Source organism: Pseudomonas sp. p106 (assembly GCF_003936645.1).
GTDB lineage: Bacteria > Pseudomonadota > Gammaproteobacteria > Pseudomonadales > Pseudomonadaceae > Aquipseudomonas > Aquipseudomonas putida_E.
Window position 1 is genome coordinate 289,053 of record NZ_RHQR01000004.1, and the last position, 24,546, is coordinate 313,598.

The following is a 24,546-nucleotide window of genomic DNA, read 5'->3' on the forward strand; positions in this document are numbered from 1 at the left end:
CGCGCCCGGAAGCGCCTGACCCAGATTGTTCAAAGCGGCTTGCCGACTGACCCCGGATTTGAGTGACCACCATGCCAAAACGTACAGACATCAAAAGCATCCTGATTCTCGGCGCTGGCCCGATCGTGATCGGCCAGGCCTGCGAATTCGACTACTCCGGCGCCCAGGCCTGTAAAGCCCTGCGCGAGGAAGGTTTCCGCGTCATCCTGGTGAACTCCAACCCAGCCACCATCATGACCGACCCGGCCATGGCCGACGCCACCTACATCGAGCCGATCAAGTGGCAGTCGGTGGCCAAGATCATCGAAAAAGAGCGCCCGGACGCCGTATTGCCGACCATGGGTGGCCAGACCGCACTGAACTGCGCCCTGGACCTGGAGCGCCACGGCGTTCTGGAGAAGTTCGGCGTAGAGATGATCGGTGCCAACGCCGACACCATCGACAAGGCCGAAGACCGTTCGCGCTTCGACAAGGCCATGAAGGATATCGGCCTGGAGTGCCCGCGCTCCGGTATCGCCCACAGCATGGAAGAGGCCAATGCGGTCCTTGAGAAGCTTGGCTTCCCATGCATCATTCGCCCGTCGTTCACCATGGGTGGCACAGGCGGTGGTATCGCTTACAACCGTGAAGAGTTCGAAGAAATCTGCACCCGTGGTCTGGACCTGTCGCCGACCAAAGAGCTGCTGATCGACGAATCGCTGATCGGCTGGAAAGAGTACGAGATGGAAGTGGTCCGCGACAAAAAGGACAACTGCATCATCGTCTGCTCGATCGAAAACTTCGACCCGATGGGCGTGCACACCGGTGACTCGATCACCGTTGCTCCGGCGCAGACCCTGACCGACAAGGAATACCAGATCATGCGCAACGCCTCGCTGGCGGTGCTGCGTGAAATTGGCGTTGAAACCGGCGGTTCCAACGTGCAGTTCGGTATCTGCCCGAACACCGGCCGCATGGTCGTGATCGAGATGAACCCGCGTGTTTCGCGTTCCTCGGCGCTGGCTTCCAAGGCAACTGGCTTCCCGATCGCCAAGATCGCCGCCAAGCTGGCCATTGGTTACACCCTGGACGAACTGCAGAACGACATCACTGGCGGCCGTACCCCGGCGTCCTTCGAGCCGTCGATCGACTACGTCGTCACTAAGCTGCCACGCTTCGCCTTCGAGAAATTCCCGAAAGCCGACGCCCGCCTGACCACCCAGATGAAGTCCGTGGGTGAAGTCATGGCCATCGGCCGTACCTTCCAGGAATCCCTGCAGAAAGCCCTGCGCGGCCTGGAAGTCGGTGCTTGCGGTCTCGACCCTAAAGTCGACCTGGCCAGCCCGGAAGCCGCCGGCATCCTCAAGCGCGAGCTGACCGTGCCGGGCGCCGAGCGCATCTGGTACGTGGCTGACGCCATGCGTTCGGGTATGACCTGCGAAGAGATCTTCGCCCTGACCGGCATCGACATGTGGTTCCTGGTGCAGATGGAAGACCTGATCAAGGAAGAAGAGAAGGTCAAGACCCTGGCCCTGTCGGCGATCGACAAGGACTACATGCTGCGCCTCAAGCGCAAGGGCTTCTCGGACCAGCGTCTGGCCAAGCTGCTCGGCATCACCGACAAGAACCTGCGCCGTCACCGCCACAAGCTGGAAGTGTTCCCGGTGTACAAGCGCGTCGACACCTGCGCTGCCGAGTTCGCCACCGACACCGCCTACCTGTACTCCACCTACGAGGAAGAGTGCGAGGCCAACCCGTCGACCCGCGACAAGATCATGATCCTGGGTGGCGGCCCTAACCGTATCGGTCAAGGCATCGAGTTCGACTATTGCTGCGTACACGCGGCACTGGCACTGCGTGAAGACGGTTACGAGACCATCATGGTCAACTGCAACCCGGAAACCGTCTCCACCGACTACGACACCTCCGACCGCCTGTACTTCGAGCCGTTGACCCTGGAAGACGTGCTGGAAGTCTGCCGCGTCGAGAAGCCCAAGGGTGTCATCGTGCACTACGGCGGCCAGACCCCGCTGAAACTGGCTCGCGCCCTGGAAGAGGCCGGCGTACCGATCATCGGTACCAGCCCGGACGCCATCGACCGTGCCGAAGACCGTGAGCGCTTCCAGCAGATGGTTCAGCGCCTGAACCTGCTGCAGCCGCCAAACGCTACCGTGCGCAGCGAAGAAGAAGCCATCCGTGCTGCGGGCGGTATCGGTTACCCGCTGGTGGTGCGCCCGTCCTACGTACTGGGCGGCCGCGCGATGGAGATCGTCTACGAACTGGACGAGCTCAAGCGCTACCTGCGTGAAGCCGTGCAAGTGTCCAACGACAGCCCGGTACTGCTGGACCACTTCCTCAACTGCGCCATCGAGATGGACGTGGATGCGGTCTGTGACGGCACCGACGTGGTGATCGGCGCGATCATGCAGCACATCGAACAGGCCGGCGTTCACTCCGGTGACTCGGCGTGCTCGCTGCCGCCGTACTCGCTGAGCAAGGACGTGCAGGACCAGGTTCGCGATCAGGTGCGCAAGATGGCCCTGGAGCTGGGCGTGGTTGGCCTGATGAACGTGCAGCTGGCCTTGCAGGGCGACAAGATCTACGTGATTGAAGTCAACCCGCGCGCCTCGCGTACCGTGCCGTTCGTGTCCAAGTGCATCGGCACTTCCCTGGCGATGATCGCTGCCCGCGTCATGGCTGGCAAAACCCTGAAAGAGCTGGGCTTCACCCAGGAAATCATCCCGAACTTCTATAGCGTCAAGGAAGCCGTCTTCCCGTTCGCCAAGTTCCCGGGGGTTGACCCGATCCTCGGCCCTGAGATGAAATCGACCGGTGAAGTCATGGGTGTCGGTGACAGCTTCGGTGAAGCGTTCGCCAAGGCTCAGATGGGTGCCAGCGAAGTGCTGCCAACTGGCGGTACCGCGTTCATCAGCGTACGTGACGACGACAAGCCACAGGTGGCTGGCGTTGCCCGTGACCTGATCGCCCTGGGCTTCGAAGTGGTCGCTACTGCAGGTACCGCCAAGGTCATCGAGGCGGCCGGCCTGAAAGTGCGCCGCGTGAACAAGGTGACCGAAGGCCGTCCGCACGTGGTCGACATGATCAAGAACGACGAAGTGTCGTTGATCATCAACACCACCGAAGGCCGTCAGTCGATTGCCGATTCCTATTCGATTCGTCGCAATGCGTTGCAGCACAAGATTTACTGCACCACGACCATTGCGGCTGGTGAAGCCATCTGCGAAGCGCTGAAATTCGGCCCTGAAAAGACCGTTCGTCGCTTGCAGGATCTGCATGCAGGACTTAAAGCATGAGCATTACCAAGTATCCGATGACCGTCCAGGGCGCTCGCGCCCTGGAAGAGGAGCACCTGTTCCTGAGCAAGACCGAGCGCCCGCGCCTGAGCCAGGCCATTGGCGAAGCACGCGAACTGGGCGACCTCAAGGAAAATGCCGAATACCATGCCGCCCGTGAGGAGCAGGGCATGGTCGAGGCGCGTATCCGCGACATCGAAGGCCGTCTGCAGAACTCGGTAGTGATCGACGTGACCACTATCCCTCACACCGGCAAAGTGATTTTCGGCACCACTGTGGTGCTGGCCAACACTGAAACCGATGAAGAGGTGAGCTACCAGATCGTTGGTGAGGATGAAGCCGACGTGAAGCAAGGCAAGCTCTCGAGCGGCGCACCGATCGCCCGTGCCATCATCGGCAAGGAAGAAGGTGATACTGTCGTCGTCAAGACGCCAAGCGGCTCGGTCGAGTACGAGATTGTCGAAGTCAAGCACATCTGACCGGCGCCTGCGGGCGCCATCCCTTGAGGGGATCCTCTGGCAACTGGCCCAGGTTTTCTGGGTCGGTGGCCTTTGGGTGTTCCATGTTGGGCTGGTGCCTGCGCTCAAGGTCAGTGGCCTGGCACCTTTGCTGGTACAGGATATCGCCGGGCAGATTGACCGTTGGTTGATTGGCGTGGCGTTGCTCGGGCTGTTGACGCAGCTGGCAGTACTGGCGAGGGTCGATGGCCTGGCGGCCTGGTGGCGGCAATTTCGTGGCCAGATGCTGTTGCTGGGCTTTGCGGCCTGCGTGGGGTACTACACCTTGCGCTATGGCATCTCGGTCGGCGAGCGCTGGCAGATGTTCTGTTTTCTGGTTCTGGGTTTTTCCGGCATCGTGCTGGTGGCTCAACCGGTACCGGTCAGGGCGCGCCAAGCGCGCCACTGATCGGCGCCACCGTTACTTGTAGCGGTGGATGTTGGACAGCTGTTTGTTCGGCTGTGGGTTCTTGCGGTAGATCAGCGCTTTCTTGCCGATGGTCTGCACCAGCTCGGCGCGGCCGGCCTTGCACAGCTCTGCGATGGTCTCGGCGCGCTCTTCGCGATCTTCCGAGCGAATTTCGACCTTGATCAGCTCGTGGTCGACCAGTGCGCGCTCCAGTTCGGCGATCACGCCTTCATTCAAACCGTTGCCAGCAACGATTAGGACCGGTTTCAGGTCATGACCAATGGATTTGTATTGCTTCTTCTGCTCGTTATTGAGCGGCATAATCTGACCCTTTCCGTCTGATTCTGTAAAATTGACGGGCATTTTACCCGAGGGCCTGTGGCTCCGCCCAGTCAAACACGACGCATATCATCGAGGTGCCCCGTGGTACAACGTTCCAAAAGCAGCGCTAACTGGCTGCGAGAGCATTTTAACGACCCTTTTGTTAAGCAGGCGCAGAAGGATGGCTACCGCTCGCGTGCGAGCTACAAACTGCTTGAGATCCAGGAGAAAGACCGCCTGATCCGCCCAGGCATGAGCGTGATCGACCTGGGCGCGGCGCCGGGTGGCTGGTCGCAGGTGACCAGTCGTCTGATTGGTGGCCAGGGCCGTCTGATCGCTTCGGACATTCTGGAAATGGACTCGATCCCGGACGTTACCTTCATTCAGGGCGACTTCACCCAGGATGAGGTCCTGCAGCAGATCCTCGATGCGGTCGGTGATTCGCACGTAGACCTTGTGATTTCCGACATGGCCCCCAATATGAGTGGTACGCCTGAGGTGGACATGCCGCGCGCCATGTTCCTCTGTGAGTTGGCCCTGGACCTGGCAACCCGTGTGCTCAAGCCCGGCGGTGATTTTCTGATCAAGATTTTCCAGGGCGAAGGCTTTGACATGTACCTGAAGGATGTGCGCACCAAGTTCGACAAGGTGCAGATGCGCAAGCCGTCCTCTTCACGGGATCGCTCGCGTGAACAGTACCTGTTGGGTAAGGGTTTCAAGGGCGCTTGAATGGCGTGCTGCGGGGTGGTCGATAGTTATTTCCAATCGGCCGCCCCGTCTGGATTGTCCGAACTTCGTGTAGTCTAGATTTCACAAAGGGTTACAGACGGTGCCTGCGGTTGCGTAGGTAATGTAGTAAGTTAGGGCGATGAATATCATGCGAGGCACGGCTGCGTCGTGCGCCGGCCTCAGAGGGTAGCGAATTGAACGACATGGCAAAGAATCTGATCCTGTGGTTGATCATCGCAGCTGTCCTGGTGACAGTGATGAACAACTTCTCCAGCCCTAACGAGCCGCAGACCCTCAACTACTCCGACTTCATCCAGCAGGTCAAGGATGGCAAGGTCGAGCGTGTGACCGTCGACGGCTACATCATTACCGGCAAGCGCGCCGACGGCGACAGCTTCAAGACCGTTCGCCCGGCCATTACCGATAACGGCCTGATCGGCGACCTGGTCGACAATAACGTGGTCGTCGAAGGCAAGCAGCCCGAGCAGCAGAGCATCTGGACTCAGCTGCTGGTGGCGAGCTTCCCGATCCTGGTGATCATTGCCGTGTTCATGTTCTTCATGCGCCAGATGCAGGGCGGTGCAGGCGGCAAGGGCGGGCCGATGAGCTTCGGCAAGAGCAAGGCGCGCCTGCTGTCCGAAGACCAGGTCAAGACCACTTTGGCTGACGTTGCAGGTTGCGACGAGGCCAAGGAAGAAGTCGGCGAGCTGGTCGAGTTCCTGCGCGACCCGGGCAAGTTCCAGCGCCTGGGTGGCCGCATCCCGCGTGGCGTGCTGATGGTCGGCCCGCCGGGTACCGGTAAGACCTTGCTGGCCAAGGCGATTGCCGGCGAAGCCAAGGTGCCTTTCTTCACCATTTCCGGTTCGGACTTCGTCGAGATGTTCGTCGGTGTGGGTGCCAGCCGTGTGCGCGACATGTTCGAGCAGGCCAAAAAGCACGCCCCATGCATTATCTTCATCGACGAGATCGACGCCGTTGGTCGCCACCGTGGCGCCGGCATGGGCGGTGGTCACGACGAGCGTGAACAGACCCTCAATCAGTTGCTGGTCGAGATGGACGGCTTTGAAATGAACGATGGCATCATCGTCATTGCCGCCACCAACCGTCCGGACGTACTGGACCCGGCCCTGCTGCGTCCTGGCCGCTTCGACCGCCAGGTGGTGGTCGGCCTGCCAGACATCCGTGGTCGTGAGCAGATCCTCAAGGTTCACATGCGCAAGGTTCCGATCGGCGAGAACGTCAACCCGGCAGTCATTGCCCGTGGTACTCCAGGCTTCTCCGGTGCTGACCTTGCCAACCTGGTCAACGAAGCTTCGCTGTTCGCTGCGCGCTCCAACAAGCGCCTGGTCGAGATGAAAGAGTTCGAACTGGCCAAAGACAAGATCATGATGGGCGCCGAGCGCAAGACCATGGTCATGTCCGAGAAGGAAAAACAGAACACCGCCTACCACGAGGCCGGTCACGCCATCGTTGGTCGCCTGGTGCCTGAGCATGACCCGGTTTACAAGGTCTCGATCATCCCGCGCGGTCGCGCCCTGGGTGTGACCATGTTCCTGCCCGAGGAAGACCGTTACAGCCTGTCCAAGCGTGCGCTGATCAGCCAGATCTGCTCGCTGTACGGTGGCCGTATCGCCGAGGAAATGACCTTGGGCTTCGATGGTGTTACCACCGGTGCCTCGAACGACATCATGCGTGCCAGCCAGATTGCTCGGAACATGGTCACCAAGTGGGGCCTGTCCGAGAAGCTCGGCCCGCTGATGTATGCCGAAGAAGAGGGCGAGGTTTTCCTCGGCCGCAGCGCCGGCAGCCAGCACGCCAGTGTTTCTGGCGAAACGGCCAAGCTGATCGACTCGGAAGTGCGCAGCATCATCGACCAGTGCTACGCCACTGCCAAGCAGCTGCTGACCGACAACCGCGACAAGCTCGATGCCATGGCCGAAGCGCTGATGAAATACGAGACCATCGACGCCGACCAGATCGACGACATCATGTCCGGTCGTACGCCTCGCGAACCGCGTGACTGGGATGACGACAAGACTTCGGGCACGCCTGCTGCCCAGAATGATCGCCCTGAATCGCCGATCGGCGGCCCAGCGGCTCAACACTAAGGGCATCTATGAGCTCTAAGCTGTACCCGACCCGGTTGCCTTGCGGCAGCCGGGTTCTTGATTTGTCCCGTACCCATGTCATGGGTATCCTCAATATCACCCCCGATTCCTTCTCTGATGGCGGGCGCTTCAGTCAGCGCGACGAGGCCCTACGTCATGCAGAAGCCATGGTTGCGGCGGGCGCGACGCTGATCGACATCGGCGGCGAATCGACGCGCCCCGGCGCCCGTGCGGTCTCGGTGACCGAGGAGCTCGAGCGTGTGGCGCCGATGGTCGAGGCGATCAACAGTCGCCTTGATGTGGTCATTTCGGTCGATACCTCAACGCCTGCCGTCATGCGTGAGTCGGCTCGCCTCGGTGCTGGCCTGATCAACGACGTGCGTGCGCTGGAGCGTGATGGCGCCCTCGATGCCGCTGCAGATACCGGGCTGCCGGTGTGCCTGATGCACATGCGCGGCGAGCCGGGGAACATGCAGGACGACCCGCATTACGAGGATGTGACCGCCGATGTAACGCGCTATCTTGAACAGCGGATGGCGGCTTGCGCAGCAGCGGGTATCGGTGCCGAACGCATCATCCTCGACCCGGGTTTCGGGTTCGCCAAGACACTGGCGCATAACCTGAGCCTGTTCAAGCATATGGAAGCACTTTACAGTCTCGGGCGCCCGTTGCTGGTGGGTGTTTCACGCAAGAGCATGATCGGCCTGACGCTGGATCGTCCGGTTGGTGAGCGGCTGTACGGCAGCCTGGCGCTGGCGGCCTTGGCCATGACCAAGGGGGCCAGCATTCTGCGCGTCCATGATGTGGCCGAGACCGCCGATGTGGTGCGCATGATTGCTGCGGTACAGAACGCCGAATAAGAACATTGGAGTCCCTATGAGCAGAAAATACTTTGGTACCGACGGCATCCGTGGCCGCGTCGGCGAATACCCGATCACCCCTGACTTCATGCTGAAGCTGGGCTGGGCGGCGGGCATGGCCTTCCGCAAGCAGGGTAACTGCCGCGTGTTGGTGGGCAAGGACACGCGCATTTCCGGTTACATGTTCGAGTCCGCGCTCGAGGCGGGCCTTTCTGCTGCAGGTGCTGACGTCTTGCTGCTCGGGCCGATGCCTACCCCGGCCATCGCCTACCTGACCCGTACCTTCCATGCTGAAGCGGGTATCGTCATCAGTGCTTCGCACAACCCGCACGATGACAACGGTATCAAGTTCTTCTCAGGCCAGGGCACCAAGCTGCCCGACGAAATCGAGCTGATGATCGAGGAGCTTCTTGACCAGCCGATGACGGTGGTCGGCTCGAGCAAGTTGGGCAAGGTCTCGCGCATCAACGATGCCGCTGGCCGCTACATCGAGTTTTGCAAGAGCAGTGTGCCGTCCAGCACCGGCTTCGAAGGGCTCAAGCTGGTCGTCGACTGCGCCCATGGCGCCACCTACAAAGTCGCGCCGAGCGTGTTCCGCGAGCTGGGTGCCGAAGTGACGGTGCTGCATGCGCAGCCTGACGGCCTGAACATCAACGAAAGCTGCGGCTCGACCCACATCGAGTCGCTGCAGGCGGCAGTGCTGGTCGGTCACGCCGACTTGGGCATTGCCTTCGACGGTGATGGTGACCGGGTGTTGATGGTCGATCATACCGGCGCGATCGTCGATGGCGACGAGCTGCTGTTCATCATCGCCCGGGACCTGCACGAGCGGGGCAAGCTGCAGGGCGGGGTGGTCGGTACGCTGATGAGTAACCTGGGCCTGGAGCTTGCACTCAAGGACCTGGACATTCCTTTCGTGCGGGCCAAGGTTGGCGACCGTTACGTCATGGCCGAGCTGCTGGAGCGCGGCTGGCTGGTGGGGGGTGAAAACTCCGGGCATGTCGTGTGCTGCAACCACACCACCACCGGTGATGCGATCATTGCCGCACTGCAGGTACTGCTGGCGCTCAAGCGCCGCGGCGAGACCCTGGCGCAGGCTCGCCAGGCCTTGCGCAAGTGCCCGCAGGTGTTGATCAATGTTCGTTTCGGCGCCAGCAAGGTCGACCCCCTGGAGCATCCGGCTGTCAAGGAGGCCAGTGCCAAGGTTACCGAGGACATGGCGGGGCGTGGGCGTGTGCTGTTGCGCAAGTCGGGCACCGAGCCGTTGGTGCGGGTGATGGTTGAAGGTGACGATGAAAGCCAGGTGCGCACGCATGCCGAAGCCCTGGCTAAACTGGTCGCTGAAGTTTGTGTCTGAATTGGGCTTGCCAGCGCAGATCTGGTTGGGTAAGATCTGCGCCCACTTTGACCGACGAGGTAAAGCATGCGTCGCCCCATGGTAGCTGGTAACTGGAAGATGCACGGTACCCGCGCCAGCGTCGCTGAGCTGACTCAGGGCTTGGGCAATATGCTCATTCCCGAAGGTATCGAAGTCGCGGTTTTTCCTCCGGCCCTGTTCATCAATGAAGTCATTGATGGCCTGAAAGGCAAAGGAATCATCGTTGGAGCACAGAATTCTGCAGTACAGCCCGAACAGGGTGCGCTGACTGGTGAAGTTGCACCGAGTCAGTTGGCTGAAGTGGGTTGCAAGTTGGTGTTGATTGGTCACTCCGAACGTCGCCAGGTTATCGGTGAAAGTGAAGAAGTGCTTAATCGCAAGTTTGCAGCTGCTCAGAAAAGTGGTTTGACGCCGGTGCTCTGCATAGGGGAAACTCTACAAGAGCGCGAAGCAGGCAAGACGCTTGAAGTTGTAGGGCGTCAACTAAGCAGTGTTATCGACGCGTTCGGTATTGCCGCTTTTGCCAATGCAGTAATTGCCTATGAGCCTGTATGGGCCATCGGTACAGGTTTGACGGCCTCGCCGCAGCAAGCTCAGGATGTGCATGCAGCCATCCGTAAGCAGTTGGCAGCGAAGGACGCCGAAGTTGCGCAGAATGTGCAGCTTCTCTACGGCGGTAGCGTGAAGGCGGCCAATGCGGCCGAACTGTTCGGCATGCCGGATATTGATGGGGGGCTCATTGGTGGAGCATCCCTGAACGCAGACGAATTCGGTGCAATTTGTCGCGCCGCAGGAAACTGAACAAATGCTGGAAACAGTCATCGTTGTTTTTCATCTGTTGGCAGCGCTGTCGCTTGTAGTGCTGGTGCTGTTGCAACAGGGTAAGGGTGCGGAAGCAGGTGCATCTTTCGGCGCAGGTGCTTCAAATACTGTGTTCGGAAGCCAAGGTTCTGCTACCTTCCTGAGTAAATTCACTGCTATACTTGCTGCCACTTTCTTTTTGACAGCACTTGGGTTAGGATACTTCGCCAAGCAACAAGCTCACCAGCTTGGTCAGGCGGGACTTCCGGATCCAGCGGTGTTGGAAGTAAAGCAGCCAAAGCCGGCAGTAAATGATGATGTACCGGTGCTCCAGGAGCAGAAGAGCGAAACCACCCCAGCGGGTGACGTACCTCCTCCAGCCGAAGAGCAGAAGTAACGGGTTTCAAGAAGTAATATTGCCGAGGTGGTGGAATTGGTAGACACGCAACCTTGAGGTGGTTGTGCCCATAGGGTGTAGGGGTTCGAGTCCCCTTCTCGGTACCAATTAAAGCTTGAGAGCCCGCTTTAGCGGGCTTTCTTGCAGGTGGAGGTTAGATTGACCCAGCGACGGGTTCAGTCTTATACTTTCGCCCCAGCTTTGTCGCGGGGTGGAGCAGCTTGGTAGCTCGTCGGGCTCATAACCCGAAGGTCGTTGGTTCAAATCCAGCCCCCGCAACCAGCTTCAGCGGAGCCCCTTTTCAGGGGCTTTTTGCTAGCCGAACAGTTTACGGCGTCGTTGTCCAACGGCGCTTTCAGGGATGGGCGCTTCGCCCATTTTTTATTTGCACAGCATGCACGAGGGGGTTCAGGTGTCGAGCAAGCTAGAACAGTTGCAGGCCTTGTTGGCCCCGGTGGTCGAGGGTCTGGGCTATCAATGCTGGGGGATCGAGTACGTTTCCCAGGGTAAGCATTCGGTATTGCGCATCTATATCGACAAGGAAGGCGGCATTCTGGTGGAGGACTGTGAAGCGGTCAGCCGTCAGGCCAGCGCCATTCTTGATGTGGAAGATCCGATCAGCAGTGAATATACCCTTGAGGTGTCCTCTCCAGGCATGGATCGCCCGCTGTTCACGCTGGAACAGTTTGCCTCGCATGCCGGCGAACAAGTGAAGATCAAGCTGCGTACGCCCTTCGAGGGTCGTCGTAACTTCCAGGGCCTTCTCCGCGGTGTGGAGGAGCAGGATGTGGTGGTCCAGGTGGACAGTCATGAGTTCCTGTTGCCGATCGACTCGATCGACAAGGCCAATATTATTCCCAGTTTTGACTGAGACGTGCCGGGCCCGGCGGACTATCCGGGCCCAATGGCTTGCGCAAGGCGAGGCGTACGATGAGCAAAGAAGTACTGCTGGTTGTTGAATCGGTATCCAACGAAAAAGGTGTACCGCCCGGCGTCATTTTCGAAGCGCTGGAAGTGGCCTTGGCTACTGCAACCAAAAAACGTTTTGAAGACGAAGTCGACCTGCGTGTGGAAATCAACCGCCACACCGGTAGCTACGAGACCTTCCGTCGCTGGACCGTGGTCGACGAAGCCGATCTGGACGATCCGGCAATCGAGACCTGGCTGGCCAAGATCCACGAGACTCACCCTGAAGCCAAGGTGGGTGACGTGATCGAGGAGAAGATCGAGTCCATCGAATTCGGTCGTATCGCCGCCCAGACCGCCAAGCAGGTCATCGTGCAGAAGGTCCGTGAGGCCGAGCGCGCCCAGGTGGTCGATGCCTACCGCGAACGCGTTGGCGAGATCATCTCCGGTACTGTCAAGAAGGTTACCCGCGACAACGTCATCGTCGACCTGGGCAACAACGCCGAGGCGCTGCTGGCTCGCGAAGACATCATTCCACGTGAGACCTTCCGGGTTGGCGTGCGCTTGCGTGCGCTGCTCAAGGAAATCCGCACCGAGAACCGCGGTCCGCAGCTGATCCTGTCGCGCACCGCGCCACAGATGCTGATCGAACTGTTCCGCATCGAAGTGCCGGAAATCGCAGAAGGCCTCATTGAAGTCATGGCCGCTTCCCGTGATCCGGGATCGCGTGCCAAGATCGCCGTCCGCTCCAAGGACAAGCGCATCGACCCGCAGGGTGCCTGTATCGGCATGCGCGGTTCGCGCGTCCAGGCCGTATCCGGCGAGCTGGGTGGCGAGCGTGTGGATATCGTCCTGTGGGACGAGAACCCGGCGCAATTTGTCATCAACGCCATGTCGCCGGCTGAAGTCGCGGCGATCATCGTTGACGAAGATGCCCATGCCATGGACATCGCCGTTGCCGAGGACAACCTGGCCCAGGCCATTGGCCGTGGTGGTCAGAACGTTCGCCTGGCCAGTCAGTTGACCGGCTGGACCCTGAACGTGATGACCGAGAAGGACATCCAGGCCAAACAGCAGGCGGAAACCGGTGACATCCTGCGCAACTTCATCGAGGAACTGGAAGTCGACGAGGAGCTGGCCCAAGTGCTGGTCGACGAAGGCTTTACCAGCCTTGAAGAAATTGCCTACGTACCGTTGGAAGAAATGCTCAACATCGATGGCTTTGACGAGGATATCGTCAATGAGCTCCGCGCTCGAGCCAAGGACCGTTTGTTGACCAAGGCCATCGCTACCGAAGAAAAACTGGCAGACGCCCATCCGGCCGAAGACCTGCTCTCCCTTGAGGGCATGGACAAGGACCTGGCGGCGGAACTGGCGGTGCGCGGCGTGGTTAACCGCGAAGACCTGGCCGAGCAGTCGATTGACGACCTGCTCGACATCGACGGCATCGACCAAGAGCGTGCCGGCAAGTTGATCATGGCCGCCCGAGCCCACTGGTTCGAGTAATTAGGCGCGGCCTGAGGAGAGAAGTGCATGACGCAAGTCACGGTGAAAGAACTGGCCCAAGAGGTCGAGGCACCGGTAGAGCGCCTGCTGCAGCAGATGCGTGAGGCAGGTCTGCCGCACACCGACGCCGGTCAGGTAGTGACCGACAATGAGAAGCAGACTCTGCTGACCCATTTGAAGAGCAGCCACAAGAGCAAGGCGGAAGAGCCGCGCAAGATTACCTTGCAGCGCAAGACCACCAGCACCCTGCGTGTCGCCGGTAGCAAAAGCATCAGCGTAGAAGTACGCAAGAAGAAAGTATTCGTTCAGCGCAGCCCTGAAGAGATTCAGGCTGAGCAGAAACGTGAGCAGGACGAGCGCCGTGCGGCTGAAAATGCCGCGCGTGACAAGGTCGACGCCGACGTTCGCCAGCGTAACGAAGAGCAGGCTCGTCGCCACGCGACCGCTACTGCTGCCGCTGCGCCGGCCGCCAAGGCCGAGCCGGCACCGGCTGCTGCTGCTCCGGCACCAGCACCGGCCGTCGCTAACGCCCCGGCTTCCGAAGACGCTGCAGCCCGTGCTGCCGAGCGCAAGAAGGACGAGACCCGTCGCAACGAAAGCCGTACTCGCGATGACGACCGTCGCCGTGGCGAGGCGCCACGTGTGTCGATCAAGGTCAAGGTGAAGGAGAAAGAAAAGGCTCCGACCCCTCGTGCCGCTCCGCGCACCACCGACGAAGAGAGCGATGGCGCTCGCCGTGGTCGTGGTGGCAAAGGCAAGCTGAAGAAGCGTAACCAGCATGGCTTCCAGAACCCGACCGGTCCGGTCATCCGTGACGTGACCATCGGCGAGACCATCACCGTCTCGGAGCTTGCGCAGCAGATGTCGGTCAAGGCCGCTGAAGTCGTCAAGTTCATGTTCAAGATGGGCACTCCGGTCACCATCAACCAGGTGCTCGACCAGGAAACCGCTCAGCTGATCGCAGAAGAGCTGGGCCACAAGGTCACCCTGGTCAGCGATACCGCCCTGGAAGATTCCCTGGCCGAATCGCTGAAGTTCGAAGGCCAGGCCGAGTCGCGTGCACCGGTCGTTACCGTCATGGGTCACGTTGACCATGGCAAGACCTCGCTGCTCGACTATATCCGTCGTGCCAAGGTTGCCGCTGGCGAAGCCGGTGGTATCACCCAGCACATCGGTGCCTACCACGTGGAAACCGACCGCGGCATGGTCACCTTCCTCGATACCCCAGGCCACGCTGCGTTCACTCAGATGCGTGCCCGTGGTGCCAAGGCGACCGACATCGTCATCCTGGTGGTGGCGGCGGACGATGGCGTGATGCCACAGACCCGTGAAGCCGTTCAGCATGCCAAGGCAGCTGGCGTCCCTCTGGTGGTTGCGGTGAACAAGATCGACAAGCCTGGTGCTGACCTCGATCGCATCCGTAACGAGCTGTCCGTCGAAGGCGTGACCTCCGAGGAATGGGGTGGTGACACGCCGTTCGTCAAGGTTTCGGCGAAGATGGGTACGGGCGTCGACGAACTGCTTGAAGCCGTATTGCTGCAGGCCGAAGTCCTCGAGTTGACGGCCACTCCGACCGCGCCTGGTCGTGGTGTGGTTGTCGAATCGCGCCTGGACAAGGGCCGCGGCCCGGTGGCGACCATCCTGGTTCAGGACGGTACCCTGCGTCAGGGCGACATGGTCCTGTGCGGCTCCAACTATGGCCGCGTGCGTGCCATGCTGGACGAGAACGGCAAGCCTGTTAAGGAAGCCGGCCCGTCGATCCCGGTCGAAATCCTCGGCCTGGATGGCACTCCGGAAGCCGGTGACGAGCTGTCCGTGGTTGCCGACGAGAAGAAGGCCCGCGAGGTTGCACTGTTCCGTCAGGGCAAATACCGCGAGGTCAAGCTGGCCCGTGCTCACGCCGGCAAGCTGGAAAACATCTTCGAGACCATGGGTCAGGAAGAGAAGAAGACCCTCAACATCGTCCTCAAGACCGACGTGCGCGGTTCCCTGGAAGCACTTCAGGGTTCGCTCGGCGGCCTGGGCAACGACGAAGTTCAGGTTCGCGTGATCGGTGGCGGCGTCGGTGGTATCACCGAGAGCGATGCCAACCTGGCGCTGGCGTCCAATGCGGTGCTGTTCGGCTTCAACGTGCGTGCCGATGCCGGTGCGCGCAAGATCGTCGAGCAGGAAGGTCTGGATATGCGTTACTACAACGTGATCTACGACATCATCGAAGACGTCAAGAAGGCCCTGACCGGCATGCTCGGCAGCGATGTTCGCGAGAACATCCTGGGTGTGGCCGAAGTGCGTGACGTGTTCCGTTCGCCGAAGTTCGGCGCCATCGCTGGCTGTATGGTCATCGAGGGTACCGTGTACCGCAACCGTCCGATCCGCGTACTGCGCGACGACGTGGTCATCTTCGAAGGCGAGCTGGAATCGCTGCGTCGTTTCAAGGACGACGCTGCAGAAGTGCGTTCGGGCATGGAGTGCGGTATTGGCGTCAAGAGCTACAACGACGTCAAGGTCGGCGACAAGATCGAAGTCTTCGAGAAAGTCCAGGTTGCTCGTACCCTTTAAGGGCGAGCAGGGTGTCGGCCCCCGCCCCAGGGCGGTGGGCAGCCCCTCAGTAGGTAGCGCCCGGTCAGGCTTCAGCCTGACCGGGCGTTTGCCGCTTTAAGTTACAGGTAGCAAGAATGGCCAAAGAATACAGCCGTACCCAACGTATCGGTGATCAGATGCAGCGCGAGCTGGCAGAACTGATCCGCCGTGAAGTCAAGGACCCACGCGTCGGCCTGGTGACCATCACCGCCGTGGACGTCAGCCGCGACCTGGGCCATGCCAAGGTCTTCATCACCGTCATGGGTGAAGAAACGCCGGACGCAGTGCAGCAATCGCTCAAGGCGCTGAACAGCGCTGCCAGCTTCCTGCGCCTGCACCTGGGCCGCTCGATGCAGCTGCGCAGCGTGCCGCAGTTGCACTTCCATTTCGATGAGAGCGTCAGCCGTGGTGTCCACCTGTCGGCGCTGATCGAGCGTGCAGTGGCCGAAGACCGCCTGCACAAGGATACCGACGAGCAGGACACCAAGGAGTAACCGGTGGCCCAGGTCAAACGTATCCGCCGCAACGTCAGCGGCATCATCCTGCTCGACAAGCCACTGGGGTTCACCTCCAACGCCGCACTGCAGAAAGTGCGCTGGTTGCTCAACGCGGAAAAGGCCGGCCACACCGGCAGCCTCGACCCGTTGGCCACCGGTGTGCTGCCGCTGTGCTTCGGCGAAGCGACCAAGTTTTCGCAGTACCTGCTCGATTCCGACAAGGGCTACGAAACCGTCATGCAGCTGGGGCAGACTACCAATACTGCCGATGCTGAAGGCGAGGTCCTGCAAACCCGTGAAGTGACCGTTGGTCGTGCCGACATCGAGGCGCTACTGCCACGTTTTCGCGGCCCGATCAGCCAGATACCGCCGATGTACTCGGCGCTCAAGCGTGACGGTCAGCCGCTTTACAAGCTGGCACGTGCAGGAGAGGTAGTGGAGCGCGAGGCGCGTTCTGTTACTATTAACCGCTTGGAGTTGCTCGAGTGCGAAGGCACCCGTGCACGGCTGAGCGTAGGATGCAGCAAAGGCACCTATATCCGCACCCTGGTGGAGGATATCGGCGAGGCCCTCGGCTGTGGCGCCTATGTTGCCGAGCTGCGCAGGACCCACGCCGGGCCCTTCGAGCTGGCCCAGACCGTGACCCTCGAGGAACTCGAACAGGCCCACGCCGAAGGCGGCAACGAAGCGCTCGATCGCTTCCTCATGCCTTCGGACAGTGGCCTGCAGGACTGGCCGCTGATCGGCTTGTCCGAACACAGCGCGTTCTACTGGCTGCATGGCCAGGCGGTACGTGCTCCGGACGCGCCGCAATTTGGCATGGTCCGGGTACAGGATCACAATGGTCGTTTCATCGGTATCGGTGAAGTGAGCGAAGACGGGCGTATTGCGCCGCGTCGACTGATTCGGTCGGAATGATCGAAACCGCAGGCTTCGGCTCATGCTGTGGCCTGCGGATACAAGGGTGGCTGTCAGTAGGCACGGTCACACCTTTTTTATTAATACAGGGATTTGTCCCTGGCCTATTGGACCCGCTTGCGGGTTCCGTTATCAGGAGAAGCCACATGGCCCTCAGCGTTGAAGAAAAAGCTCAAATCGTTACCGACTTCCAGCAAGCTGCTGGTGACACTGGTAGCCCTGAAGTTCAGGTCGCTCTGCTGACCGCGAACATCAACAAGCTGCAAGGCCACTTCAAGGCCAACGGTAAAGACCACCACTCGCGTCGTGGCCTGATCCGCATGGTTAACCAGCGTCGTAAGCTGCTGGACTACCTGAAGGGCAAAGACACCACTCGTTACAGCGCCCTGATCGGTCGCCTGGGCCTGCGTCGCTAATAGCGGCCTGGTCAGTGGTGTGCATGGCGTGTCGCATGCTTCGCCAGCGCTGCTTGGCAGCGTTTGCGTCGGACACGCCACGCGTATCTTCGAGGTTGGCAGCCTGGCAACGCCGAGCGGTTTTTTCCGCTCGGCGCCAGGCTCCCAGCCTCGTGTTGTATCTGGACGGTCAATGGGGCCGATTCCCCGTTCTGCCCAAGAATTCGCAAGAAACCAGTTCCCCCAGAGCCACTGAAAAAAGGTAGGAAACCGTGAACCCGGTAATCAAGAAATTCCAGTTCGGTCAATCGACCGTTACTCTCGAAACGGGCCGCATTGCCCGTCAGGCAACCGGCGCCGTGCTGGTTACCGTCGACAACGATGTCACCGTGCTGGTGACCGTGGTCGGTGCCAAGCAGGCCGATCCAGGCAAGGGCTTCTTCCCTCTGTCGGTCCACTACCAGGAAAAGACCTACGCCGCCGGCAAGATCCCGGGTGGCTTCTTCAAGCGCGAAGGCCGTCCTTCCGAGAAAGAGACGCTGACCTCGCGCCTGATCGACCGTCCGATCCGCCCGCTGTTCCCTGAAGGCTTCATGAACGAAGTCCAGGTCGTCTGCACCGTGGTATCGACCAGCAAGAAGACCGATCCGGACATCGCTGCGATGATCGGTACCTCGGCTGCGCTGGCCATCTCCGGCATCCCGTTCGAAGGCCCGATCGGCGCTGCCCGTGTTGCCTTCCACGAAAGCACCGGCTACCTGCTGAACCCGACTTACGAGCAACTGGCTGCCTCGAGCCTGGACATGGTCGTTGCCGGTACTTCCGACGCCGTGCTGATGGTTGAGTCGGAAGCCCAAGAGCTGACCGAAGACCAGATGCTGGGCGCTGTACTGTTCGCCCACGACGAATTCCAGGCCGTTATCCAGGCTGTCAAAGAGCTGGCTGCCGAAGCTGCCAAGCCGACCTGGGACTGGAAACCTGCCGTTGCCAACACCGAGCTGTTCAACGCCATTCGCGCTGAATTCGGCGAAGCCGTTTCGCAGGGCTACACCATCACCGTCAAGGCCGACCGCTACGCGCGCCTGGGCGAGCTGCGCGACCAGGCGATCGCCAAGTTCTCCGGTGAAGAAGGCCAGCCATCGGCCAGCGAAGTAAAAGAAATCTTCGGTGAGATCGAATACCGCACCGTTCGCGAAAACATCGTCAACGGCAAGCCGCGTATCGATGGTCGTGACACCAAGACCGTTCGCCCGCTGAACATCGAAGTCGGCGTTCTGCCGAAGACGCACGGTTCGGCACTGTTCACCCGTGGTGAAACCCAGGCCCTGGTCGTCGCGACCCTGGGTACTGCCCGTGACGCCCAGCTGCTGGACACCCTCGAAGGCGAGAAGAAAGACCCCTTCATGCTGCACTACAACTTCCCGCCGTTCTCGGTGGGCGAGTGTGGTCGCATGGGCGGTGCTGGCCGTCGTGAAATCGGTCACGGCCGCCTGGCCCGCCGTTCGGTACAGGCCATGCTGCCTGCCGCTGACGTGTTCCCGTACACCATCCGTGTTGTGTCGGAAATCACCGAGTCCAACGGTTCCAGCTCCATGGCGTCGGTCTGCGGTGCTTCCCTGGCACTGATGGATGCCGGTGTACCGATGAAGGCACCGGTGGCCGGTATCGCCATGGGCCTGGTCAAGGAAGGCGAGAAGTTCGCAGTCCTGACCGACATCCTGGGTGACGAAGACCACCTGGGTGACATGGACTTCAAGGTTGCCGGTACTGCCAAAGGCGTTACCGCACTGCAGATGGACATCAAGATCAACGGCATCACCGAAGAGATCATGGAAATCGCCCTGGGCCAGGCCCTGGAAGCGCGCCTGAACATCCTCGGCCAGATGAACCAGATCATTGGCCAGTCGCGTACCGAGCTGTCGGCCAACGCCCCGACCATGATCGCGATGAAGATCGACACCGACAAGATCCGTGACGTCATCGGTAAAGGCGGCGCCACCATCCGCGCCATCTGCGAAGAGACCAAAGCTTCGATCGATATCGAAGACGATGGCTCGATCAAGATCTTCGGCGAAACCAAAGAAGCTGCAGAAGCCGCGCGTCAGCGCGTTCTGGGCATCACCGCTGAAGCCGAGATCGGCAAGATCTACGTGGGCAAGGTCGAGCGTATCGTCGACTTCGGCGCCTTCGTCAACATCCTGCCTGGCAAGGACGGCCTGGTACACATCTCCATGCTCAGCGATGCACGCGTAGAGAAAGTGACCGATATTCTGAAAGAAGGTCAGGAAGTCGAAGTGCTGGTACTGGACGTGGACAACCGCGGCCGTATCAAGCTGTCGATCAAAGACGTTGCCGCGGCCAAGGCCTCGGGCGTCTAAGCGACCTGCAACGTTGTACAAAAAGGGCCCTTAGCGGGCCCTTTTTTATTGTCTGCACGGAACCTTTTGCACGCTTGCATCTTGCACGCAGATTTATCTCGCAGGTTGCAATTTGCACGATTGATGACTTGTTGTGATTTTAGTAAGTAGTTGATATACAAGGAAAAAATTAAATATTAAAACCTGGCACAGCCCGTGCAACTACCTTCATACCTGCCGCCAGGACATACGGCGCAGACCTTTCGAAAAACAGGAGTGACTCACATGAAGAAGTTCGCCATTGCTGCCGCTACTGCTACCGCCCTGACCCTGACCATGGCTAATGGTGCGTTCGCCGCCGAGCCTGTCCAGGCTCCAGTCATGCTGGCTGCCAACGACACTGTGGACAACATGCAACAGGAAGGCTCCGACACTTGGATCACCACCAAAGTCAAAGCTGACCTGATGACTGAAAAAGGCGTTCCAGGCAGTGACATCAAAGTCGAAACCAGCCAAGGCGTCGTGTCGCTGTCTTCTGACGTGAAGGTCACCGATTCTCAGAAAGAAGAAGCGGTCCGCATTGCCAAGAACATCAAGGGCGTCAAGAGCGTCATGTCTGATGGTCTGAAGTCCGAATAAGGAATGTCCCGTCGGCCAAAGGATCTGGCCACCTTTCAAAACAGCCCCGGCCTTGGCCGGGGCTTTTCGTTACCGCTCAATTCACTGGGTTACGCGCGATAACGTTGCTTTCGAAATACTCCTGCTAGGCGATCAGAGGCTCTACAAGGGGGCGGCTGTCACGAAAGTGCGCAGTGCGGGTATGCGCTTCATATGCCTCGTCGTCGCGGTAGATTTCGTACAGGTAGATTACCTCCGGATCGACCCGGTCCTGTGACACATCGAACACCAGGCACCCGGGTTCCGTGGCCACGGAGGCGGCAGCGTTTACCTTGATGGCCGTGAGAAAGCGTTCGGCGCAACCAGGCTTGACGCGCGTCTTGATGAACAAGCTATACACATGAAGCTCCTTTTGTTTTAAATTCTATTATGAATTGTATACAAAAATGGAGTCGCGCTAATGTCTGAATTACCTGCACGCCCCGGTCGTCTCAATGGCCTGCGCCATATCGCCCTGCTGGTGCCCAACCTTGAAGAGTGCGAGCGTTTCTATGTCGATGTGCTGGGCATGGAGGTGTTGAACCGGGCCAACGAGGATCTGGTCTACTTGACGTGTGGTAACGACAACCTCTCGCTGGGGCGGGGGGCCGGGGCTGCCAATGGCCTGCAGACGCTGGATCACTACGGCTTCATCGTCGACAGCGTGGAGGAATTGGAGGCCTGGTATCAGTACTTCAAGGCTCGTGGGGTGACCTTGCTGGACCGGCCCTTCAATCATGGGGATGGCGCGCGCAGCTTCCACTTGCTGGACCCGGCAGGCAACAAGGTGCAGCCGCTGTACCACCCGGCGGTATCCGGGCAGCGGCTTTCGTAGGAGCGGCCTTGTGTCGCGAAGGGCTGCGCAGCAGTCCCAGGATAGCTGTGGCGCCGCTGATATCCTGGGGCCGCTTTGCGGCCGTTTCGCGACGCAAGGCCGCTCCTACAGGGCGCGTCAGGGCAGACATTGTTTACTCAGCATCCAGATGCATCGGCGTAATCACCCGGCCATCTGATTCAGCCTGCCCCAGCGTGGTATCGATGAAGTAGACGCGGTCATCCTCAAGCTTGCCCTTGTCGACCAGGTAGTCCTTGATACTGCTGGCCCGCTCCTGGCCCAGGGTGCGCAGCAATGCGGCGCTTTCGGCCCATGACTTGATCACCGCCTCGCGCAGCCTGGCGGTGCGCTCCTCGCGGCTCAGCTGTTCCCAGTCGGCCGGCGGTTGCTGTTTCAGACGGGTACGGTAGATGCCTTCGAGCATGGCCGGTTTGTCGCTGTCGTCGACCACCAGCATGGAGGCGTTGGCCGGCACCTTGTCGCCACGGCGTTGCAGGATCTTGTACCAGGTGGCCTGATACTCCCGCTCCAGGCGCTGCTGAGCGAGCAGTGGGCCATCGCTGCTCTGGGCACTGGTGCCTTCGATTTCCAGGCGCAGCTCGGGGCGCTCCTTGAGGGCCGAGGCGAGTTTGTCCAGGGCCGATTGCGCATCGCCACTGAGCTCGCTGGAACCTGGGGCGAACGATACATTGCCGAGGTCTTGCGAGCCGCCGCCAGCAATCAGCCCGCCGATGAATTTGAAAGGCGCCTGAGCCGCACGCAGCACCAGGTTGCGCAATGTCTGCCAGACGATAGGCATGACGCTGAATTGCGGGTTGTTGAGGTCGCCGGTCACCGGTAGCTCGATCGAAATCTTGCCTTCGGTGTCTTTGAGCAGCGCGACCGCCAAGCGAATGGGCAGGTCGACCGCATCCGGGCTATCGACCTTCTCACCCAACTGCAATTGCTCGACCACCAGCTTGTTCTCGGCCTTCAATTGGCCATTGGTGATCAGGTAGTGCAGGTCGAGGTTCAGGCGGCCCTTGCGGATACGGAAGCCGGCGAACTTGCCAGAGTAGGGCGTCAGCGTGGTCAGCTCGACACGTTTGAAGCTGGTGGCGATATCCAGGCTTGCCATCGGGTTGAACGGGTTCAGCGCGCCTTTGATGGTAACCGGTGCATAACGGTCGACCTTGCCCTTGATGTCGACCTTGGCCGGCGCCGGCTTGCGGTTGTCGATGGTGCCGATCTGGCCGTTGAGCTGCTGCACCGCCGTGGCGAAGTTAGGTGTCAGAGTGAGGTCGGCAAAGTTGGCTGAACCATCGTTGATGCTGATCTGCCCGATGCGGATGCCCAGCGGCTTGCTGCTTTGGGTGCTGGCCGGCTTGACTTGGCTTGGCGCGGGGGCATTGGCAGGCTGCGGGATCAGCAGGTCATCGACATTGGTGGTGCGGTCTTCGTTGATGATGAAGCGGGCATAAGGTTGCAGCAGGGTTACCTTGTCGATCGACAGGGCATCACCGTGCACATAGGCCAGGCCGTCCACATTCACCTGTTGCCATTTGACGAAGTCGCGGGTCTTGATGGTGTCCAGGGTGTGCAGCTGGTTGACCTGCGCCTTGCCGGCCACGGTGAAGGCCAGTGGTTCGGTACCTTTGAGGTCGACCTTGAGGTCGCTGGCAAGCATGCCGCTACGCAGCTCCAGGCGGATGAACGGGCTGATGTAGGCCTGCGCAATACGCAGGTCGATGTCGCGTGTGCTGACATCGAGCCTGGCGCTGACCGGCGCCAGGTTGACCTCGCCACTGGCCTGCAACTTGCCCTGCTTGCCAATGCCGGTGTCGAGCTTGAGGGTGAAGGGTGACTGGTTGAGGCTGTCGAAACCCTGAAGGTCGACGTTCAGAGGCCCAACGTCCAGCGCAACTGGCTCTTTCTGGCTACGGTCCGCCAGGTGCACCTGATAATTGCGCAGCTGAACGTCCTTGAGTAGCACTTGCCATGGCTTGCCTGGTTCCTTGGCTGCCTTGTCGTTGGCAGCCGGTTCGGCGGCGGCCGGCTCTGCCTTTTCCGTTGGCGTGGGCTTGGCCGGCTGGCTGGCGAAGAGTTTCTGCCAGTCGAGCTGGCCGTCCTGCTCCAGGGCGGCCCAGGTTTCCAGTTTTTCACTGCGGATCTTGCCCACGGTAACCCGCTGTTTGGCCAGGTCGATGCTGGTTTCGCTGACATCGAGGCTCGCCAGGCGTACCAGTGGGCGACCATCTGGCGCCTTTATGGCGAATGGCGCGACACGTACCGAGGTGTTGTCCAGCAGCAGCTCGGTTTCCTTGGACAGGTTGAGCGTGTAGTGCGTGTCGAGGTTGACCACGCCGTCCTCCAGCACCAGCGGCACGGCATCGCGAACGTAGGGCCAGAACAGCTTCATCTTGCCGTCGGTGATTTTCAGAGTGCCCTTTGAAGCTATAGGCGCAAGGCTCAAGGTGCCGTTCCAGTCGATGCGCCCACCGTTAGGGCCCAATGCCACCAACGTCATGTCAGCGTTGTCGTCCGGCAAGGTGCTGAGGTTTTTCAGCTCCAGGTTCATGTCGTCGTAGATGAATTCGATCGGCTCGCTTGGGCGCGCATCGGCAAAATGCAGGTAGCCAGCGCTGAGCTTGATGCTGCCGATGCGCAAGGGGAACGGATCGGATGCAGGCTCTTCAGCTTTGGGTTCGCTGGCTGGCAGCTTGAACAGCTGGGTGAGGTTGAGCGTGCCGTCCTTGGCGAACAGCACTTCGTTGCGGGGTTTGTCGAGTTCGATCGCCTGCAGGTGCAGGGCGCCGCTCCACAGGCTGTCGAGCGCAAGGTTCGCATACAGCCGCTCAAACCCTACCTGTTCTTTGCCCGGTTCGCCGATCTGCAGGCCCCACAGCGTCAGCTCGAGGCTGAACGGGTTGAGCTCGATACGCTGAAGGTGCGCCGGCAGTGTGGCGTATTGGGCCAGCTGCTGGTTGGCGATGCGCAGGGCAACGCCAGGAACGATGAGGAAGCCAAGCAGGCTGTAGAGGGCCACGAGAGCCAACAGGGCGCCGAGGGCGCGAGTCAATCCTTTGTACATGTGTCGCTTCGTCTGTCCAGGCAGGAGAGCTT

At 60.3% G+C, this 24,546-nt stretch carries 21 protein-coding genes and 2 tRNA genes; 20 read left to right on the plus strand and 3 right to left on the minus strand.

The features are described 5' to 3' along the window. Positions 1 to 71: 71 nt before the first annotated feature. Genes carB through EGJ09_RS07570 form a run of 3 tightly spaced genes read left to right on the plus strand, consistent with a single transcriptional unit; the run spans position 72 to position 4,199 of the window. On the plus strand, positions 72 to 3,293 hold the full coding sequence (gene carB, locus EGJ09_RS07560) for a carbamoyl-phosphate synthase large subunit (protein WP_012312643.1): 3,222 nt from the start codon (positions 72 to 74) through the stop codon (positions 3,291 to 3,293). Continuing rightward, a complete protein-coding gene (gene greA / locus EGJ09_RS07565) occupies positions 3,290 to 3,772 on the plus strand; it encodes a transcription elongation factor GreA (RefSeq protein ID WP_012312644.1) in 483 nt (160 codons plus the stop codon). Before carB ends, greA begins: the two co-directional genes overlap by 4 nt. Next, entirely contained in the window at positions 3,750 to 4,199 is a 450-nt protein-coding gene (locus EGJ09_RS07570) for a hypothetical protein (protein WP_012312645.1), read from the plus strand. Before greA ends, EGJ09_RS07570 begins: the two co-directional genes overlap by 23 nt. Before the next feature lie 12 nt (positions 4,200 to 4,211). Here EGJ09_RS07570 and yhbY read toward each other — a convergent pair whose 3' ends face one another. Beyond that, positions 4,212 to 4,520: a ribosome assembly RNA-binding protein YhbY gene (gene yhbY, locus EGJ09_RS07575; protein ID WP_003249945.1), complete on the minus strand. Its 309-nt coding sequence runs from the start codon at positions 4,518 to 4,520 to the stop codon at positions 4,212 to 4,214. Positions 4,521 to 4,622: 102 nt separating this feature from the next. Between yhbY and rlmE the strand changes: the two genes are divergently transcribed. The 16 genes from rlmE to EGJ09_RS07660 all read left to right on the plus strand — a co-directional run bounded on the left by rlmE (position 4,623) and on the right by EGJ09_RS07660 (position 20,591). After that, complete coding sequence (gene rlmE / locus EGJ09_RS07580) at positions 4,623 to 5,249, plus strand: 23S rRNA (uridine(2552)-2'-O)-methyltransferase RlmE (protein WP_012312646.1); 627 nt, start codon at positions 4,623 to 4,625, stop codon at positions 5,247 to 5,249. Positions 5,250 to 5,452: 203 nt separating this feature from the next. Continuing rightward, positions 5,453 to 7,357 carry an ATP-dependent zinc metalloprotease FtsH gene (gene ftsH, locus EGJ09_RS07585; RefSeq protein ID WP_012312647.1) on the plus strand — a complete coding sequence of 635 codons (1,905 nt, stop codon included), beginning with the start codon at positions 5,453 to 5,455 and terminating at the stop codon, positions 7,355 to 7,357. Between the two features lie 8 nt (positions 7,358 to 7,365). After that, the gene (gene folP / locus EGJ09_RS07590) at positions 7,366 to 8,217 is read left to right on the plus strand and encodes a dihydropteroate synthase (protein ID WP_125923555.1); all 852 of its coding nucleotides are present in this window, start codon (positions 7,366 to 7,368) and stop codon (positions 8,215 to 8,217) included. Between the two features lie 16 nt (positions 8,218 to 8,233). Then, positions 8,234 to 9,574, plus strand: a complete 1,341-nt coding sequence (glmM, locus tag EGJ09_RS07595; protein ID WP_046788152.1) for a phosphoglucosamine mutase — start codon at positions 8,234 to 8,236, stop codon at positions 9,572 to 9,574. Between the two features lie 66 nt (positions 9,575 to 9,640). Beyond that, positions 9,641 to 10,396: a triose-phosphate isomerase gene (gene tpiA / locus EGJ09_RS07600; RefSeq protein ID WP_039603947.1), complete on the plus strand. Its 756-nt coding sequence runs from the start codon at positions 9,641 to 9,643 to the stop codon at positions 10,394 to 10,396. Between the two features lie 4 nt (positions 10,397 to 10,400). After that, the gene (secG, locus tag EGJ09_RS07605) at positions 10,401 to 10,793 is read left to right on the plus strand and encodes a preprotein translocase subunit SecG (protein WP_012312651.1); all 393 of its coding nucleotides are present in this window, start codon (positions 10,401 to 10,403) and stop codon (positions 10,791 to 10,793) included. A gap of 21 nt (positions 10,794 to 10,814) precedes the next feature. Then, a tRNA-Leu gene (locus EGJ09_RS07610) sits at positions 10,815 to 10,900 on the plus strand. A 98-nt stretch (positions 10,901 to 10,998) separates the two neighbouring features. After that, positions 10,999 to 11,075 (plus strand) — tRNA-Met (locus EGJ09_RS07615). 130 nt (positions 11,076 to 11,205) lie between these two features. Beyond that, a complete protein-coding gene (rimP, locus tag EGJ09_RS07620; RefSeq protein ID WP_042111874.1) occupies positions 11,206 to 11,664 on the plus strand; it encodes a ribosome maturation factor RimP in 459 nt (152 codons plus the stop codon). Positions 11,665 to 11,723: 59 nt separating this feature from the next. Beyond that, complete coding sequence (gene nusA / locus EGJ09_RS07625; protein WP_046788153.1) at positions 11,724 to 13,205, plus strand: transcription termination factor NusA; 1,482 nt, start codon at positions 11,724 to 11,726, stop codon at positions 13,203 to 13,205. A gap of 27 nt (positions 13,206 to 13,232) precedes the next feature. Next, a complete protein-coding gene (gene infB, locus EGJ09_RS07630; protein WP_046788154.1) occupies positions 13,233 to 15,764 on the plus strand; it encodes a translation initiation factor IF-2 in 2,532 nt (843 codons plus the stop codon). A 116-nt stretch (positions 15,765 to 15,880) separates the two neighbouring features. Further along, positions 15,881 to 16,279: a 30S ribosome-binding factor RbfA gene (gene rbfA, locus EGJ09_RS07635; RefSeq protein ID WP_012312655.1), complete on the plus strand. Its 399-nt coding sequence runs from the start codon at positions 15,881 to 15,883 to the stop codon at positions 16,277 to 16,279. 3 nt (positions 16,280 to 16,282) lie between these two features. Continuing rightward, positions 16,283 to 17,200 carry a tRNA pseudouridine(55) synthase TruB gene (gene truB, locus EGJ09_RS07640; RefSeq protein WP_046788155.1) on the plus strand — a complete coding sequence of 306 codons (918 nt, stop codon included), beginning with the start codon at positions 16,283 to 16,285 and terminating at the stop codon, positions 17,198 to 17,200. Between the two features lie 146 nt (positions 17,201 to 17,346). After that, positions 17,347 to 17,616 carry a 30S ribosomal protein S15 gene (gene rpsO, locus EGJ09_RS07645; RefSeq protein ID WP_012274241.1) on the plus strand — a complete coding sequence of 90 codons (270 nt, stop codon included), beginning with the start codon at positions 17,347 to 17,349 and terminating at the stop codon, positions 17,614 to 17,616. A gap of 251 nt (positions 17,617 to 17,867) precedes the next feature. After that, complete coding sequence (gene pnp / locus EGJ09_RS07655) at positions 17,868 to 19,973, plus strand: polyribonucleotide nucleotidyltransferase (protein WP_046788156.1); 2,106 nt, start codon at positions 17,868 to 17,870, stop codon at positions 19,971 to 19,973. Positions 19,974 to 20,237: 264 nt separating this feature from the next. Next, entirely contained in the window at positions 20,238 to 20,591 is a 354-nt protein-coding gene (locus EGJ09_RS07660) for a BON domain-containing protein (protein ID WP_039603841.1), read from the plus strand. Between the two features lie 124 nt (positions 20,592 to 20,715). On the opposite strand, the gene EGJ09_RS07665 is transcribed toward EGJ09_RS07660, so the two are convergent. Then, the gene (locus tag EGJ09_RS07665) at positions 20,716 to 20,970 is read right to left on the minus strand and encodes a putative quinol monooxygenase (RefSeq protein ID WP_125923556.1); all 255 of its coding nucleotides are present in this window, start codon (positions 20,968 to 20,970) and stop codon (positions 20,716 to 20,718) included. A gap of 60 nt (positions 20,971 to 21,030) precedes the next feature. On the opposite strand from EGJ09_RS07665, the gene EGJ09_RS07670 reads away from it, so the two are divergent. Continuing rightward, positions 21,031 to 21,444, plus strand: coding sequence for a VOC family protein (locus tag EGJ09_RS07670; protein WP_046788159.1), 414 nt, complete (start codon positions 21,031 to 21,033; stop codon positions 21,442 to 21,444). A 133-nt stretch (positions 21,445 to 21,577) separates the two neighbouring features. Here the strand turns inward: EGJ09_RS07670 and EGJ09_RS07675 are convergent, their stop codons facing one another. Then, positions 21,578 to 24,514, minus strand: a complete 2,937-nt coding sequence (locus tag EGJ09_RS07675; RefSeq protein ID WP_125923557.1) for a DUF748 domain-containing protein — start codon at positions 24,512 to 24,514, stop codon at positions 21,578 to 21,580. Between the last annotated feature and the right edge of the window lie 32 nt (positions 24,515 to 24,546).